Raw genomic sequence first — 17,104 nt, forward strand, 5'->3', positions numbered from 1 at the left:
CTCAGGTTGTTGCCCTGAGAAATGCCCTGCTGGTCGGCAATTCTGACTGTACGATCAGCAGGGAGCCAATCGCCAGCACGAGATCATGACGAATGGACGGGTCCTGAGATTCACGCTCGAGGGCGTAAAGTTCCGTCAGTGTCGGCTCAATCGTTGCGGCTGTATGGGTGAGCGGCAGCTTACGACGCAGAAGATTGCGGATCAGACCATCCACCGCAGCTACGGCAGTATCTGGCAAACTGCCATGTTGCGCCAGCTTTCGCAGCATCAGCACATTTCGCCCAACGGTCATGACTGACAGCGTCCCACGCAGCATTTCTTCAGCGCGATCGCTTGCCAGAGAGCCTGCAAATCGGACGGCACGCTCCATGCTTTGCGTACCATCATTGATCCAGACGTATTCGTCCATGACGACGCCTGGAAGCGCCAGACGCCGTAGACTGCGACGCAGCTGATACCGCAGCACCTCCGCCGCACGACGTGGTGTGAAAGGCAGAACTGCGCGGAAAATTACGACACCGGCTCCAAGACCTAGCAGCAGGGCGATTGTCGTGTTGAACCACGAAATCTCGTCCATACGTCCCTGATTATCCATTCCGAGAAGGAACGGAAAAAACGTACCATAGGACGCTGCCATGACGGCCGTGCCAGGATTACGCGTCGCAAGACCGCCCAACATCATGAAGAAGCCAACGGTCAGACAGAAAAAGACATAGCTGGCCGTCACAGGCATCACGACGAAAACGGGAATAACACTCGCTAGGGCGGCCCAGACTGCGCCGTAAAAGAATGCGCCACTCAACAGAACCGTGTTCTCGAAGGTGGCAAAACGCGCGCAGACCACGGCTATAAAGGTCAAAAACACACTTCCCTGCGGCCAGGCTGTCACTTCCCAGACGTAAGCGCCGAATAGAAGAGCAGCCATCGTCCGCACTCCGTTTCGGACGGCCGCGCGCCAGTCTGTGTTCCGGGTCAGGCGGTGACGCTCAGAAATCGGGGCACCATCTACACTGGCGCGATAGGAACGCAGTGTTTCACAGAGGTCCGAAATCATGACCTCCACGCCGGTCAGAATAATGCCTTCATTCAGGGAATCTTCGTCGTCCCGTGGCAAAACTGCCTGCATTCGGCCTCGACATTCAGCCAGTAAGGCTTCCGTCTGAACAAGAGCTGCAATGCCGCGACGGTCGCTTTCCAAGCGCGCTGGCAGCCCTTCAAGGGCGACCCCCATGTCGTGAAGAAACGGGAGAAGCGCTTCCGGAATATGAGACACAGACGTCATACGCGTCTTGAGCCCCAGTCCGCGCGACAGAACACGCGCCACGAGGCCCAGCGTCACATAGGCATGTTCGACCTCATTTCCCTGACTGCGAATTTCGATCCGGGAGAACTCGATCTGATCGCTTGATGCCTGAAGCGATCCCATGAGGGCACAGAGCGTATCTGTGGCGTTGGCTTTCTGGTTCAGAACATCCGTCAGGGCACCACTGGCTTTTGTGAGAATAGCCTGTAACCGCTTTCGCAGTTCTTCGCGGGCGCGGTCTGCCACATTGGGAACGAACACCATTCCCATGACCGTCTCGCAGATCACGCCCAGAAAAATGTACGTTCCACGCGCCATGGCAATGTTGAACACATTGTCCGGCTCTTTGACGGCGCCAAGAGCAATGATCGTGCAGGTGTATCCGGCAAGAACGAGCGCATAGCCTCGAAAATTATGCGTTAGTGTGGCGAACCCGGCGCAAAGTCCGACCCAGATCGCCAAGGCAGGAAGAAAGAGCCAGGGATACTGCGGAAACATGCCCATCAGGGCGATGGCGGCAACCATACCGGCAACCGTGCCGACAAGACGCCAGCGGCCTTTGGATATACTTTCTCCACGGGAGTTCTGGGCGACAATCCAGACCGTCATGGCGGCCCATTGCGGCTCACCTAGTTCCATCCACAGAGCGATGGCCAGAGCCAGTAGCGAAGCAATCGTCGTACGCAGGGCGAACATCACAGAGGTGATGGACGGCGCAAACAGCCAGCCGAGTTTCACGCCTGCACCTGCCCTGCTGTGTAATGGCTCATGATCTTCAGGGGCGGCAAAGGATCGTCATGAGCCATCGGAGTATCAGTTCTGTTTGTCGGAAGAAGGAGGAACATGGCGCGTCGGGGTCCGCATGGTCACGAACTCCTCCGCACTTGTGGGGTGAAGGCTGATCGTGCGGTCCAGATCGCGCTTGGTCAGACCTGCCGTGACGGCAATGGCCAGCCCCTGGATGATTTCCGGTGAATCCGGGCCAATCATATGGGCACCCAGCACGACCTGGCTTTTGGAATCCACAACCAGCTTCATGAACGCCTTGCCCTTACGACCAGACAGTGACTGGCGCATCGGCGTGAAAGACGACGTATAGATATCGAGCGTGTGGTGTTCGGCTGCCTCTTCTTCTGTCAGCCCAACCGAAGCGAGCGGCTGGCTGAAGAACACGGCTTTCGGCGTCGTGCCAAAAGACCACTCGCGGCCCGTTTCGCCGAACAGACGCTCCGCCAGAAGATGACCTTCGGCAATAGCGGTCGGCGTAAGGTTATAGATGTCGGTCACGTCCCCGATGGCATAAATGCCCGGAACATTCGTCTTTGCATCTTCAATGCGCGTCACGATGCGACCGTCTGTGACCTCGACCCCGGCCAGATCCAGCCGCAGGGATGTCAGGTTCGGATGCCGCCCAGTTGCCATGAAGACGCAGTCGGTTTCGATAACCTTCCCACCCTTCAGGTGAAGGTTATACCCTTCAGAAGTCTTCTCAATCCGTTCCGGCGTGCTGCCCGGATGGGATGTGATGCCATTCAGTGGCACCAATTCTGCGATATGGCGACGCATTTCCTCGTCAAAGCCACGCAGCGGCAGGTCCTGCCGATAAACGAAGTCCACCTGCGAACCGAGACCCGCAAAAATGCCTGCAAATTCAATCCCGATATAGCCGCTGCCAATAATGGCAACGCGCTCGGGCCGGTTCCCCAGATGAAACGCATCATCCGAAACAATCGCGTGCTCCGCACCGGGAATATCGAGGCGCGTCGGTGCACCACCCGTCGCAATGACGATGTTCTTCGCACGAACGGTTTGAACCTCAGCATCCGGATCAAGCTCGGACGGGCCGATTTCAACCGTATTCGCATCCACAAAGCGTGCATCGCCCGTGAACAGCTCAACGCCAGCTTTCTTGAGCATTGAGACGTAAATGCCATTCAGGCGTTCGATCTCGCGGTCCTTGGCATCAATCAGCGTGCGCCAGTCATGCGGTCCCGGAGTTACATCCCAGCCATAAGCGCGGGCATCGTCGATCTCGCGGCCATACTCCGCCGCATAAACCATCAGCTTCTTCGGCACGCAGCCGAGATTCACGCAGGTTCCGCCCCAGTGACGACGCTCCGCAATCGCGACGCGCGCGCCGTTCTGAGCAGCAATACGCGCACAGCGTACCCCGCCCGATCCGGCTCCGATGACGAAAAGATCGAATTCCTGCATAAATCCCGGCCTTCCGTGCCTCTGGTCTCAGCGCTCTGCGAACGCCTTCTCGACAACATACGAACCCTGACGGCTCATGTTGCCTTCTTCGAAGCCCATACGCTCCAGAAGTGCTTCCGTATCCGCAAGCATTTCCGGCGAACCACAGATCATGACGCGATCATGCTCAGGGTCGAGCTTATCGATACCCAGATCCTCGAAGATCTTGCCGCTTTCGATCAGCTTCGTAATGCGATCCGTGACAGCATAGTCTTCACGCGTCACAGCCGGGTAGTACTTGAGCTTCTCAGCAACGAACTCACCCAGGAACTCATGCTCCGGCAGTTCATGACGGATGTGGTTCTCATAAGCCAGCTCGCCCGAAATACGGACCGTATGGCTGAGGATCACATTCTCATAGCGCTCGTAGGCTTCCGGGTCCTTGATGAGGCTCATGAACGGCGCAAGGCCTGTGCCTGTGGACAGGAAGTACAGGTTACGACCCGGCTTCAGGTTATCAAGAAGCAGCGTCCCCACCGGCTTACGACCGATCAGAACCGTATCGCCCACCTTCACATGACGTAGACGGGACGTCAGCGGCCCCTCCGGCACGGCGATGGAGAGGAACTCCATGTGGTCTTCATAATTGGCAGACGCGATGGAATAAGCACGCAGAAGCGGCTTGCCCTCGACCTCAATGCCAATCATCGCGAACTGGCCGTTCTCGAACCGCAGGCCCGGATCACGCGTTGTGGTGAAGCTGAAAAGACGGTCAGTCCAGTGATGAACGGTCAGAACCTTTGCAGGATACAGATGAGCGTATTCCTTGCTGGGTTCAGCCAGACGATACTGTTTCGGATGGCCTTCATACGGCGTCAGGCCCGTAATGGGTTCGTCGATCTCAGGAGTCGGGGCGGCAAAACTCGGGGTGGACATATCGGTTTCTGTCTCCGGTGTGGCACGGATAACAGGTCTCGGACCTGATAAGAGCCGGACCTTTTAGCGCAATCATCACGTTTCGGAAAACCCATCTGCGTTGAACCCGATAGCCGAATGACGCAAAAGTCTTTTCATGACAGACGACTCCGTGAGCGACGCCCCCCTCTCTCCCGCCGAACGGGCCCTGAACCAGGCTGAAGCCGATTTCGGGACACCACTGGACATCACCCCCCGTGAGCGGCCAGCGCTGCTTCGGCAGGTCGCCCGGCGACTTGAGGGTAATGAAGCTACCCTCCCCCACGAGGCCTTGATCGACGCGCTGTGCGTCGTACGGCGTAAGACATGGGCGTCCCAGCTCATGAATGTCGCCCGCCGTGCCGGTGAAGTCTGGGTCACGAAGGCGGACACACAGGAAGCTGCAGCCCGCACGCACGACCCTCGTGCCGACATTGCGGCTCTGCGCCTCACGCTAGAGGATGTTCTGGTCTCACGCTGGCAGGATCTGGGAGACTCGCCACGCAGCGTTCTCGAAGAGGTTCGTGCCGATCTTGCAGATGCTGGCCTGATCCTGTCTGGCGGCCAGCTTGAAAAGCTTTCCCGCAGTATTGCGAGCGCATTCGGAAGCGTTGACCTTGGCTTCGAAGACGATCTCCGCCTGGCGGAAGAGCGTCGTGCTCGCGAACAGGCTGACATTCAGGCCCGTGCAGAACGTCGCCGGGAGCGTGAGCTCGAACGCCTGAAAGAATGGGAAGCCAATCTTGCCGGGTTTGAAGAAGTCCCGGGCATTCTCCATTGTTCCCGGCGTGAAGCGTTGCGGTGGGTGGCGGAAAACCGTCTTCCCATTGCCAAACGCGAAACACGTGACGACGGCATCGAGCTGTTCTTCTTCGATCCAGACGAACTGAAGAAGCTTCGTGCACGCCTTCCCGAGTGGCGCAGCGGCACACCGGATCGTCCGGAGCAGCTGGAGCGTGGCACCAAGGTCGGCAATGCTGCCATTGCCCGCGTTGCAGCGCTGGATCGTTTTGCGGCTCATTTCCGCACGGCGCGTTCTCTCAAGCGCCGCATTACACTCGTTACGGGCCCGACCAATTCGGGAAAGTCCTACACAGCGCTCAATGCTCTCGCCAATGCAGAAAGTGGCCTGGCCCTCGCCCCTCTTCGTCTCCTTGCGCATGAATTTCGGGAAGCTCTACTGACCCGTGGCGTTCCCGCATCTCTGGCTACGGGCGAAGAGCGCATTGAAATGCCCGGTGCCCGCCACCTGGCAGCAACGGTCGAAATGTGCCCGTTCCATAAGCCGGTGGACGTCGCCATCATTGATGAGGCCCAGATGCTGGCGGACCCGGATCGAGGTGCAGCATGGACAGCCGCGATCATGGGTGTGCCCGCTCGACATGTGTACATTCTTGGCGCTGCGGACTGTATCCCGCTCGTCAAACGGATTGCCGAACTCTGTGACGACCCGGTGGACGAGATCCATCTCGAACGAAAAAGTCCGCTCAAAGCTGGCGGAACGGTTCATCTCAGCGAATTGACGGTCGGCGATGCCGTCATTGCGTTTTCACGGCGTGAAGTTCTGGACATGCGAGCCGAACTTATGGCCCGTGGACGCCGGGTGGCCGTTGTTTATGGCGCCCTCAGCCCTGAAGTGCGCCGCGCGGAAGCCGCCCGTTTCAATAATGGCGATGCAGATATTCTGATTGCGACAGACGCTATTGGAATGGGATTGAACCTCTCCATCCGCCGTGTTGTCTTCAGCGCCCTGCGCAAGTTTGATGGGCGTCAGACCCGCGATCTGATCTCGCAGGAGGTCAAACAGATCGGTGGGCGTGCTGGACGCTACGGCAAGCATGAGGAAGGCCTTGTCTGCGTTCTGGCAGAATCTGGCAGCCCGACTTTCGTTCGCCACATGCTGGCTGCTCCTCCAGAACCTGTGACGGAACTGCGGCCACTGGTTCAGCCAGACTCAGACATCGTGCGTGCCGTTGCTGAAGAAATCGGCAGCGACAGTCTTTATGGTGTTCTGACACGCATCAAGCACGCTGTTCTGCGGCCGGATGATCCAAACTACCGCTTGGCGGACATGGAACAGTCTCTCGAGATTGCGGCAGCCTTAGAAGGCGTGGAAAACCTCGATCTGACCACCCGCTGGACCTACGCCATGTGCCCGATTGATGAGCGGGACAATGGAATTCAGCGACTGGTGAGTTGGGCCGCTGATCACGCTGCTGGTCGCCCGGTTCCGCCACCAGGAACGGGGCGCCTGCCCCATCCAGAGCAGGCAGGCCGTGAGGAGCTGGAACGCGCTGAAAAGCGCCATAAGCGCCTCGTCGCCTGGCGCTGGCTCGCATTGCGCTTCCCGGAAGCCTATCCCGCGCAGCAGAACGCTGAGATCAACACGTCGATCCTGAATGACTGGATTGAGCAGGTTCTGCGCACCCAGAGCCGGATGCGCGAAAGCCAGAAGCAGCAGCGCGGCGGGTTCACGCCGAGAGGCCGCAGTGACAAGCCGTTTGCCGGAAAGTCAGGCCATCCTGCCAAGCCGGGCTTCAAGAAAAAAGGGAAGCCTGGTGGCTTCCCTCGGAAACGAAGCTGAAAAGCTGTTCCGAAGGGCAGGAAACATCCTGCCCTTCGAAGCACCTTAACCTTCTGCAGCGTCTTCAGCCTGCCGAACGCGCCGTTCTACCCATTTCTGGGCCTGCAGCTTGATAAGCGGACTGAGCTGCCGATAAAGGTTCAGGAACATGCTTTCATCGGGGGTCAGCGTTTCCTGAATTTCCTTGTACGCCATGCCGGTCAGGAGCACTTCAGCGTCCACCCCAAGGGCCTCAGCCAGTGCGCCTAGATGCTTACCGACGTGGCCGGAGCGCCCGGTTTCCCAGAAAGCCACGGCAGACCGCGAAATTCCAACCCGATCTGCAAGCTGCTGCTGATTCAGTCCAACCATTTCCCGAAGAAGACGGATACGGCGTCCAAGCTCCAGCCCCGGTGAGAGCCGCTCTGGCCCATTTTCTTCCGTAGGTTGAGTCATTTTTTTCATCCCAAGCATCACCGTACCTTCAAGCACCTGAAACGCACGCTCTTCAGATTGAGAAGGTATCAACAAGACCGCAGCTATCGGAAAAACTTCATCAATTTGCAAATAATTTTTATCAGAGGGTGAAGTTAAAAATAATCTGACACAGCTTTGCGCGTCACGATTACTTCGTATCAGGCGAAATTTCAGCCGACCTCGGTAGCAATCATAATTTTTGACTATCAATATCTGTCGAAGTCAAAACAATCATGGCGATCCCAGATTGTGAATTCAAAGTGAGCTCTCCTCTCTGACCGATAGACCAGGAGCGCACATCTTCCAGATTTTTAACGAAATGACTTTCGATCCCCATGCCAGAGCCAATACAGGCCATCCGGGTCATCGCCATCGGGGCGAACCGTATTGTGTTCCCCTTAATCACGGCATGACCCATCAGCCTGTTACAGCCACCAAACCCCGAAACGCGACCGTTTTGATTGAGCGTTAATAAAGGCTTTCTGGCCGTCGGCTCCAAAGGCTTGCCGTCCAGGGCCTGCACGCTCCATGTTCCGTATGGAGATGATGCAGCGGGCGCAGAAACGCGATGAACAAGAATGTTCGGCTGATCAGGCCCATGAAAATCTTCGGTGGTGAACAGCAAGGTATCACCCACACGAATTTCTGCACGCAGCGCGTAACGGAACCCGCTTTTCAATGCAGGGTAGCGCAATGTGTAAGCAATCGGGCCCGGACGGAGAATATCCTGGCTGCTCTCAGCCAGAGTAATCGCGGGGGCATCTGCGCGGGAAATGTCTTCAAGCTGAACTGTGAGAATAGCTCCAGCCGGGAGCGCCATACGCTCCCGGTATGTGACCGTCCCGCTCAAAGTTTCCAGAGGCTCGGCTTTTGCCATCTGGACAAAGGCACTTCCTGCCACAAGGGAAAGAGCGAAACGGCGTGTTATCATCTTAGCAATAGTCCTTAGCCAATACGGGTTAGCCCACCCATATAGGAACGCAGAACTTCAGGAATGGTTATGCTGCCATCTTCGTTCTGGCAGGTTTCCATCACGGCAATCATCGTCCGCCCTACAGCAAGACCGGAACCGTTCAGCGTATTCACGAAGGCCGGGCCATTCTCGGAGCGATACCGGGCTTTCATGCGCCTTGCCTGAAAGGCCCGGGTGTTGGAGCAGGATGAAATCTCGCGCCAAGCCTGCTGCCCTGGAATCCACGCTTCCAGATCGAACGTCTTGGCCGCACCAAAACCCGTATCGCCCGCACATAGCAGAATACGGCGGAACGTGATGCCAAGGCGCTCCAGAATGGTCTCGGCGGCCTGCGTCATGCGCTCGTGTTCGGCATCGCTGTCTTCGGGCTTCACGATGGAAACGAGTTCGCACTTCGTGAACTGATGCTGGCGCAGCATACCGCGCACATCGCGCCCCGCAGACCCGGCTTCGGAACGGAAACACTGGGAGAGTGCCGTCAAACGGATCGGCAGCGCATCAGCAGGCAGAATGTCGCCCATGACAGAGGCCGTCAGCGGAACTTCCGCGGTCGGGATCAGCCAGCGGCCATCTTCCGTACGGAAGGAATCCTCAGCAAACTTCGGCAGCTTATCGGTGCCGTACATCGCCGCATCATTCACGAGAAGCGGAACACTGGTTTCGCTATAACCAAACTCGGTCGTATGTGTATCCAGCATGAACTGACCCAGCGCACGTTCCAGACGGGCCAGCGCGCCACGCAGAACGACAAAGCGCGTCCCGGACAGCTTGGCCGCCGTCGGGAAGTCCATCAGACCAAGAGCTTCACCCAGCTCGAAATGCTGTTTCGGCTCGAACGTGAATTCACGCTTCTCACCACAATAACGAACGACGACGTTCTCATCCTCGCTCTTCCCATCAGGAACAGATGGGTCAAGCTGGTTTGGCAGAGACGCCAGAACATCGTCGATGCTCTTCTCGATAACCGCAGCTTGCAATTCGAGCTTCGCGATCTTATCACGCAATTCAACCGCATGAATTTCCAGATCAGATGTATCAGCCCTCGTACGCTTGCCCTGCCCTATTTCTTTGGCAAGGTTCTTGCGCTTAGCCTGTGCATACTGCAATTCCGCCAGAGCGGCGCGGCGATCCTCATCTTTCAATATGAGCTTCTTCGCCACGGGTGACAGGCCCCGACGCTCAAGAGCAGCGTCAAATGCGGCCGGATCGGCGCGCAGGGCTTTCAGGTCATGCATGGTTTAGGGCTCCGTCAGTCTTCTTCGTCAGTCACGGGCTTCGGCTCAACCAGCCGCGCCACAAGAATGGATACCTCGTACAGCGCCACAAGCGGAATGGCGAGGCTCAGCATGGTAATGGCATCAGGCGGGGCAATCACGGCCGCAACGGCGAAAGACGCCACCACCGCATAACGGCGAAATTTCTTGAGCTGCGCCGTCCCGATCAGCCCCACACGCACCAGCAAGGTCAGGATCACCGGAAGCTCAAAGCAGATCCCAAATGCGAGGATCATCTTCGTTACGAGCGTCAGATATTCAGACACCTTGGCCTGAAGTTCGATGTCCATTCCGCCATTGCCCGATGTCTGGAACGACAGGAAGAACTTCCAGGCAAACGGGAACACGACATAATAGGCCAGCGCGGCGCCAACGGTGAACATGACAGGCGTTGCGACGAGGAATGGCGCAAACGCCTTCTTCTCACTGCGATACAGGCCGGGCGCGATGAAAATCCACGCCTGAATGGCAATCATCGGAAAAGACAGGCACGTCGCGCCAAACACCGCCACACGAATATACGTGAAGAACGCTTCATAAAGCGCCGTATAGATCAGGTGTGGCTGTTCACCCTTCTCGCGCATGATATTACCGAGAGGCGCCGCAAGAAACCGGTAGATATCGCCCGCATAGTGATAGCAGATCGCAAAGGCGATCACGAACGTTGCAATGGACCAGATCAGCCGGCGTCGAAGCTCGACAATATGGTCGAGCAACGGCATCGGGGTGTCCTGGATCGTATCGGAGTCCGTCATGCGTCTTTCTCCGCGCTCGAAATGGCAACGCGCCGGCCATGATGAAGCGCACGGACAGGCGGTAGAATATCGGGCGCCCGCCACCGGGGGCGCTCATGCATCAGGCGCCGTGCTGTTGCGGGTGGAAGGATGGATGGCGCGTCCACAATGTCATCATTGAGCTCTTCTTCCGCCTGATCCTGAACCATCGCGTTGTAGGGGCGGCTCTCACCACCGCCAAAAGAAGATGGAGGCATTGGTGGAGGAGCCGGGACCCGTGGCAGATCGTTGACACTGGAGGACGACACTGCTGCGCCGCTGGTATTAATGTCCAGGCTACGGCGAATGGAATTATCGCTGTCGATCGCCTTCGTGACACGGTCACGCAGATTGAAGTTCTTCAGATCCCGAAACTGATCCCGCGCTTCAGACAGGTCCGCTTCCCGTACCATATCGTCAATATGAGACTGGAATTCACCAGCCATCCGGCGCATCGCCTTGATACCGTTTGAGAGTGTACGAATGGCAACCGGCAGATCTTTCGGCCGAATGAAAACCATTGCCACGACGACAAAAAGGGCAATTTCAGAGAAACTGAAGTCAAACATGCAACAATCCTAGCCCTTCCCGTCAGTCTCGCCTACGGGTGAAGGCGCATCTGGTGCTGCTTCAGTGGGAGCCCTGTCCAGCAGGAAGTCTTCACGCTTCGGCAATGACCCGATATCGGGCAGCCCGAAACTCTCCAGAAATATGGGTGTCGTTCCCCAGAGAACGGGACGCCCGGGCACTTCCTTTCGGCCTTTCGGCGCAATGAGACTATCTTCCAGCAGCGCATCCAGAATAGCCTGCCCCAGGGACACACCACGGATCGCTTCAATTTCTGCCCGTGTGCACGGCTGGTGATACGCAATAATTGCCAGCGTTTCCATCGCCCCCCGGCTGAGCCGACGAGGCTTCTCCACGATCTTGGTCAGCGCAGACGCATATTCAGCGCGCGTCCGGAACTGCCAGCCTCCAGCCACTTCAACAAGCTCAATAGCATGGGTCGCATAACGCTCTCCCACTGCTGCCAAAGCGTCCGCGGCCGCGATTTTCAGACCCTGTGTACTTAGAAGATCCGCAATGATGGAAAGGCGTACCGGCTCAGGGCTGGCAAAAACAAGCGCCTCCACCAGCAGGCAGGCGCGCTCCATATCGGAAGACATCACGAAACTGCCCGCCATTCAATTTCAGCAAAAGCCTCTGGCTGACGGAGTTCCACCGCACCGCCCTTAGCCATTTCCAGTCCGGCAAGTAGCGTTCCCGCAAGAGCGGCATTGTGATCATACGGACCGGCCTCCAGCCCTTCCCCCAGATGTTCGGGCAGAAGGGACGTCAGCGTCTGCCAGTCCGCCACAGCATCTGTGCCCAGCATGCGGCGGAGACGGGCCAAGGCATCCTGCACGCTCCAGTACCTGCGGGTGCGTGGCGCATAGACACGTTTGCGGTTCGTACGCCTGCGGGCAGAAAGATAAGCCGTAATCAGCGCTGACAGGTCCACTCGCAGACCCGAACGGTCAATCTCGGTGTGGTCTTCCCCTTCACCGCGGCGAAACACATCCATACCAAGCCTGGGTTGTTTCATGAGCCAGGCTGCGGCTGCACGCATACGTTCCAGTTCGAACAGACGCTCCTGAAGCTGCTCCACCGCTTCTTCAGCGTCTTCCCCGTTATTTTCTGCGGGAAGAAGCAGTTTGGACTTCAACCAGGCGAGCCAAGCCGCCATCACCAACCAGTCTGCTGCCAGTTCAAGCCGCAGTGCCCTTGCTTCCACGCGGGCCTGCTCCACAACGGACAAATACTGCTCGACAAGCTGAAGAATGGAGATTTTTGCGAGGTCCACCTTCTGGGACCGGGCGAGGTCAAGGAGCAGATCCAGCGGCCCCTCAAACCCGTCCAGCGTCAGATGCAGAACCTCGCTCAAACCCGGTCTCTCAGAACTGGGCTGGAGTGCAGGCGATGGACTGTGCGTGCAGCTTCACGCAATACGCCCGGGCAGCCTTCAGATCCGCGAAGCCGCCAATACGCAGACGCACGAATGTCTTGTCGCCATGAGCAGTCTTCTCAAAGAGCGGTGAATGACCTGCGAACAGTCCGGGTGCCTGATGGCGCAGTGTGTCCCATTCCTTGCGCGCTGCGGCTTCGCTGTCGAGCGCGGCAAGCTGAACTTCGCGTGCACCACCAGCCTCAGCCTTCGGAGCAGCAGCAGTTTTCTGCTGAGGAACAGCATTTTCTGGCTCAGCCACAGGCGCCGGAAGGGGCTTCTGCACAGGCTTGGGCGGAACAGCCTTGTGAACAGGCGCATCAGGGGCCTTAGGCTGCGGCTTGACGGCTGGAACCGGCTTTGGCGCTGGAGCCTCTTCAGGCGTCTCGGCGTCCGCAGGCGCTGAAGGGGCATCTTTGCTTTCAGGAGGCGCAGGAGGCATAGCCGACGGTTCAGCGGCAACCTTGTCCTGGCCTGCTGCAGCATCTGGAGCAGCCGGAGCCGCACCGTCAGGAGGCGTAGCGTCAGTGGGCGCTGCTGGCTTGTCCGGCTGAGCCGCAGGAGGCGTCCCGGGCTGCACACCATATTGACGAGCCAGCGCCTTCGCGTCCGGCTGTTCCGGTCCCGGAGCCAGATGCGCTTCCCCGTTGCCTGTCAGATCCGTATCGCCGCTATCACTGCCCATGATCTGCATTCCTCCCGGATCGGTTGGAACGTCTTTCACAGGGCCTGGCGGTGGGCCGATAATGGGAATTCCGCCGTGATGGCCTCCCGTCAGAGACCATCCCCCGACCGCGAGCAGCAACACGGCGCCAATGCCGATGGCGCCACCGACAAGCTTTCGCGTCGCCGGATCACTGCCAAGAAGGGACGCAAGGCCACCGGCGCGGCTCGCAGTCTCCGGCGCTGCCGCCGCACGACGACGCGGTGGGGCGTCATCGTCGTAGTCGTTGCTCAGGCGCTCACGCTCCGCACGCGGGCCAGACGACGGGCGGGGAGAAGAAGGTCCCGCGCCATAATCACCCGGATCCCGGAAATCGCGATCATTCTCGCTGTCAGGGCTCATCGCATTTCCTCCACTGGCACAACGCCAAGAATGGTCAGTGCGCAACGCAGGGTGCCGGCAATCGCAGAAACAAGCGCCAGTTTTGCCAGGCTCGTCTCACGATCGTTCTCATGCAGAAAGCGCAGGGTCGTGTCTTCGCGTCCACGATTCCACAGTGTGTGGAAATCAGACGCCAGATCAATGCAATACGTTGCAATCCGATGCGGTTCACGCGCTGCAGCAGCCGCTTCGACAGAACGCGGGAAAGACGCGATACGATGCAGAACGGCCAGTTCCACGTCTGATGACAGACCGGAAAGATCAACAGTTGCCAGTGCTTCAGGCGTCACGGATGCGGCACCAAACATCGCTTCTGCTGAACGCAGAACCGAGCGGCAGCGGGCGTGAGCATACTGAACGTAAAACACCGGGTTATCACGCGTCTGGGCGACAACGGCATCCAGATCGAATTCCATCTGCGCATCGGCCTTACGGGTCAGCATCGTGAAGCGCACAGCATCACGTCCGACTTCATCCAGCAGATCGCGCAGCGTCACGAACGTGCCCGCACGCTTGGACATACGGACGGGTTCGCCGTTCTTCACAACGCGCACAATCTGGCACATCACGACTTCAAAGCCGGTCTTGCCATCCGTCAGCGCCGAAATTGCAGCGCGCATGCGGGAGACGTAACCGCCGTGATCCGCACCGAGCACATCGATCAGAACGTCTGAGTTCTCGGCCTTCTGAGCGTGATATCCGATGTCATTGGCGAAATAGGTGTTGGTGCCGTCAGATTTGCGAAGTGCACGATCCTGATCGTCCCCGAAATCTGTAGAGCGGAACAGGGTTTGGGGGCGCGGTTCCCAGTCTTCAGGGGTCTTGCCCTTGGGTGGCTCAAGCACGCCTTCATAAAGCAGGCCCTTGCTTTCCAGCTTGGCAATCGCGGCATCAACCCGTCCGCTCGCCAGCGTTTCCGCTTCACTGGCGAAGACCTCATGGGAGATGCCCAACCCTTCCAGATCTTCGCGGATTGCGGCCATCATCTGCACCAGCGTTTCAGCGCGAATGATATCGAACCAGACAGACGGATCAGCCGGGCTTCCATCATCGTTGGCTAGAGCGCGACCATGCTTTTCAGCAATACTCTCTGCAACCGGGATCAGATAGTCACCCTGATACTGCAAACCATTCGGCGTCAGCGGGCTGAACGTGTCAGCATCGATGTCCGTGCCGATAACCTGCAGGTAACGCCAGTAAGTTGCCCACGTCAGGGCAACAACCTGCGTTCCGGCGTCATTGATGTAATATTCGCGCGTGACCTTGTAGCCTGCGGCCTGCATCAGGTTTGCAAGCGCATCCCCCACCACAGCGCCACGACAATGACCCACGTGCATTGGGCCAGTCGGATTGGCGGATACATATTCGACATTGACGCGCGTTCCCTGCCCGATCGAGGAACGACCGAAGGCTTCACCGGCCTCCAGAACAGCCTTCGCCACACCCTGCAAGACATATGGCTTCAGCGTCATGTTCACGAAGCCGGGACCGGCGGCTTCAGCATGATCTATGTCTGGCAGGTCGGCGAGTTTCTGCACCAGTTCTGCCGCAATCTCCGCTGGCTTGCGCTTGGCGGGCTTTGCGGCCAGCAAAGCAGCATTGGTCGCCATATGGCCATGGGACGGGTCACGCGGCGGCGTCACTTCAACGCGCTGCACCACCTCTTCCGGCAGGCCGGGGACAACGGACCGCAGCGCCTCGCACACCTGGTCTCTGGCGCGGGCAAAAAGGCAGTCAGTCGTATGGGCAGTGGGTGCAGCGACCATTTCAGCTCGATTCCTGTAACCTGTATCGTCTTGGAGGGGCTTTATCAGCCCAGCACGGAGAGGTCCGTCAACCGTCGATGTTCTTCCATCGCGAAACGATCGGTCATTCCGGCGATATAATTGGCCACCAGACGCCGACGTTCCATATCATCTGCGGCCTTGGCACGATCCTTGAGCGGGTCTGGCAGAAGGCCGGGCTCTTCTGAAAGGATCGTAAAGATTTCAGCCAGCGCGATCTTCGCTTTACGCGCCATGCGATTAACCCGCCAGTGGCGATACATACGGGCATAAAGAAATTTGCGGATAGCCTTGTTCTTTTCCCGCATCTCGGGACTGAACGCTACAACTGCATGATCGGCATGGCGGATGTCATCCGCAGACTGCGGATCAAGAGCCTCAAGATTGCGGCGCGTCTGATCCGTCAAATCCGTCGCAAGGGCGTTGATCACCACGCGGATTGTCTCATGACGGACACGTTGCGCCTGATCCATCGCTTCGCGACCCGTGCGACGCTCCATCTCACGCGACGCCCGAAGCGCATCACCCACCAGGGGAAGATCTTCAATGTCATCGAACGTGAGAAGACCGGCTCTCAGCCCGTCATCCAGATCGTGCCCATGATAGGCTATATCATCCGACATGGCTGCAACCTGCGCTTCCGCTGACGCATAGCTGCCGAGATCAAGATGATGGCGCGCATCATATTCAGCCAGATACGGCGTTGGGCGCTTTACCGGGCCGTTGTGCTTCGCCAGCCCTTCCAGCGTTTCCCATGTCAGGTTCAGACCATCGAAAGCGTGATAGCGCGTCTCAAGCGACGTCACGAGGCGAAGGGACTGCGTGTTGTGATCGAAACCACCCCAATCCTGCATGGCAAGGGCCAGAGCATCTTCTCCGGCATGACCAAACGGCGTGTGACCCATGTCATGGGCTAGCGCGAGCGCTTCTGTCAGATCCTCATTCAGGTCGAGGCTTCGGGCAATCGAACGGGCAATCTGGGCAACTTCCAGGGAATGGGTCAGACGGGTGCGAAAGAAATCACCTTCATGATTGATAAACACCTGCGTCTTGTATTGAAGCGTCCGGAAGCCGGCGGAGTGCAGGACGCGATCCCGGTCCCGCTGCCATGGAGAACGGACAGGGCTTTCTGTCTCCGGGTAGAGTCGGCCTCGCGCACCTTTTTCCTGAACCGCATAGATGGCAGGCATCAACACACTCCCCTGATGATCCTTAGGCGCGGAAAGCACTCTAATTGCTGGATCAAACGCCTCATTCTACGACAGGCTCCCTTCAGCGCAACTCTACCCCTTTGCCCCTGACCCCAGTCTGACCATATAATCAGGACCAGAACCGTCCTGCCTTTCAGCAGACCTCCAGAAACCGGGAACGAGCAATGTCCGAAACCCCTTCCTTCACCATGTCTGCCAGTGCGGCAGCACGGATTGTGGAAATCATTTCCGCCCAGCCGGAACCCGAAGGGCTGGCTTTGCGCGTGGCTGTTCTGGCGGGAGGCTGCAATGGCTTCCAATACCAGTTCAAGCTGGATCGCACGAAGAACGATGATGACGTTCTGATCCAACGCGATGGCGCGACCGTCTATGTCGATGAAACCAGCCTCGATCTGCTTGAAGGCGCCGAGCTGGAATTCGTAGACAAGCTGATGGGCGCGCACTTCACGGTCACGAACCCCAATGCCGCCTCAGCCTGTGGTTGCGGTACAAGCTTTTCGCTGGCCTGAT

Annotated in this window: 15 protein-coding genes; 2 read left to right on the top strand and 13 right to left on the bottom strand. The window is 58.1% G+C overall.

The annotated features are described in order from the left end of the window. Position 1: 1 nt before the first annotated feature. The 3 genes from ABDK75_RS10150 to ABDK75_RS10160 form a co-directional block, all read right to left on the bottom strand. The gene (locus tag ABDK75_RS10150) at positions 2–2,041 is read right to left on the bottom strand and encodes an FUSC family protein (RefSeq protein WP_086634575.1); all 2,040 of its coding nucleotides are present in this window, start codon (positions 2,039–2,041) and stop codon (positions 2–4) included. A gap of 75 nt (positions 2,042–2,116) precedes the next feature. Then, on the bottom strand, positions 2,117–3,517 hold the full coding sequence (gene gorA / locus ABDK75_RS10155; RefSeq protein WP_346005774.1) for a glutathione-disulfide reductase: 1,401 nt from the start codon (positions 3,515–3,517) through the stop codon (positions 2,117–2,119). Between the two features lie 27 nt (positions 3,518–3,544). After that, the gene (locus ABDK75_RS10160) at positions 3,545–4,432 is read right to left on the bottom strand and encodes a ferredoxin--NADP reductase (protein ID WP_046899709.1); all 888 of its coding nucleotides are present in this window, start codon (positions 4,430–4,432) and stop codon (positions 3,545–3,547) included. 136 nt (positions 4,433–4,568) lie between these two features. On the opposite strand from ABDK75_RS10160, the gene ABDK75_RS10165 reads away from it, so the two are divergent. Continuing rightward, positions 4,569–7,034, top strand: coding sequence for a helicase-related protein (locus ABDK75_RS10165; RefSeq protein ID WP_346005775.1), 2,466 nt, complete (start codon positions 4,569–4,571; stop codon positions 7,032–7,034). Positions 7,035–7,079: 45 nt separating this feature from the next. On the opposite strand, the gene ABDK75_RS10170 is transcribed toward ABDK75_RS10165, so the two are convergent. The 10 genes from ABDK75_RS10170 to ABDK75_RS10215 all read right to left on the bottom strand — a co-directional run bounded on the left by ABDK75_RS10170 (position 7,080) and on the right by ABDK75_RS10215 (position 16,573). Then, positions 7,080–7,469, bottom strand: coding sequence for a helix-turn-helix domain-containing protein (locus ABDK75_RS10170; protein ID WP_099211091.1), 390 nt, complete (start codon positions 7,467–7,469; stop codon positions 7,080–7,082). A 211-nt stretch (positions 7,470–7,680) separates the two neighbouring features. Next, positions 7,681–8,421: an META domain-containing protein gene (locus ABDK75_RS10175; protein WP_346005778.1), complete on the bottom strand. Its 741-nt coding sequence runs from the start codon at positions 8,419–8,421 to the stop codon at positions 7,681–7,683. A gap of 14 nt (positions 8,422–8,435) precedes the next feature. Further along, the gene (gene serS, locus ABDK75_RS10180; RefSeq protein ID WP_346005779.1) at positions 8,436–9,698 is read right to left on the bottom strand and encodes a serine--tRNA ligase; all 1,263 of its coding nucleotides are present in this window, start codon (positions 9,696–9,698) and stop codon (positions 8,436–8,438) included. Positions 9,699–9,712: 14 nt separating this feature from the next. After that, a complete protein-coding gene (tatC, locus tag ABDK75_RS10185) occupies positions 9,713–10,492 on the bottom strand; it encodes a twin-arginine translocase subunit TatC (protein ID WP_046899712.1) in 780 nt (259 codons plus the stop codon). Beyond that, positions 10,489–11,079, bottom strand: coding sequence for a Sec-independent protein translocase protein TatB (gene tatB, locus ABDK75_RS10190; RefSeq protein ID WP_346005781.1), 591 nt, complete (start codon positions 11,077–11,079; stop codon positions 10,489–10,491). Before tatB ends, tatC begins: the two co-directional genes overlap by 4 nt. Before the next feature lie 9 nt (positions 11,080–11,088). Next, a complete protein-coding gene (gene scpB, locus ABDK75_RS10195; RefSeq protein WP_408874432.1) occupies positions 11,089–11,676 on the bottom strand; it encodes an SMC-Scp complex subunit ScpB in 588 nt (195 codons plus the stop codon). Further along, the gene (locus ABDK75_RS10200) at positions 11,676–12,434 is read right to left on the bottom strand and encodes a ScpA family protein (protein WP_346005784.1); all 759 of its coding nucleotides are present in this window, start codon (positions 12,432–12,434) and stop codon (positions 11,676–11,678) included. Before ABDK75_RS10200 ends, scpB begins: the two co-directional genes overlap by 1 nt. 10 nt (positions 12,435–12,444) lie before the next feature. Next, positions 12,445–13,560 (bottom strand): SPOR domain-containing protein, encoded by a 1,116-nt coding sequence (locus ABDK75_RS10205; protein WP_346005785.1) that lies wholly within the window; start codon positions 13,558–13,560, stop codon positions 12,445–12,447. Further along, a complete protein-coding gene (gene argS / locus ABDK75_RS10210) occupies positions 13,557–15,365 on the bottom strand; it encodes an arginine--tRNA ligase (RefSeq protein ID WP_346005787.1) in 1,809 nt (602 codons plus the stop codon). Before argS ends, ABDK75_RS10205 begins: the two co-directional genes overlap by 4 nt. A gap of 44 nt (positions 15,366–15,409) precedes the next feature. After that, complete coding sequence (locus ABDK75_RS10215) at positions 15,410–16,573, bottom strand: deoxyguanosinetriphosphate triphosphohydrolase (protein WP_211497858.1); 1,164 nt, start codon at positions 16,571–16,573, stop codon at positions 15,410–15,412. A 185-nt stretch (positions 16,574–16,758) separates the two neighbouring features. Between ABDK75_RS10215 and ABDK75_RS10220 the strand changes: the two genes are divergently transcribed. Continuing rightward, the gene (locus ABDK75_RS10220) at positions 16,759–17,103 is read left to right on the top strand and encodes an iron-sulfur cluster assembly accessory protein (protein ID WP_046899719.1); all 345 of its coding nucleotides are present in this window, start codon (positions 16,759–16,761) and stop codon (positions 17,101–17,103) included. Position 17,104 lies beyond the last annotated feature (1 nt).

This window comes from Gluconobacter sp. OJA (assembly GCF_039638325.1).
Taxonomy (GTDB): domain Bacteria; phylum Pseudomonadota; class Alphaproteobacteria; order Acetobacterales; family Acetobacteraceae; genus Gluconobacter; species Gluconobacter cerinus.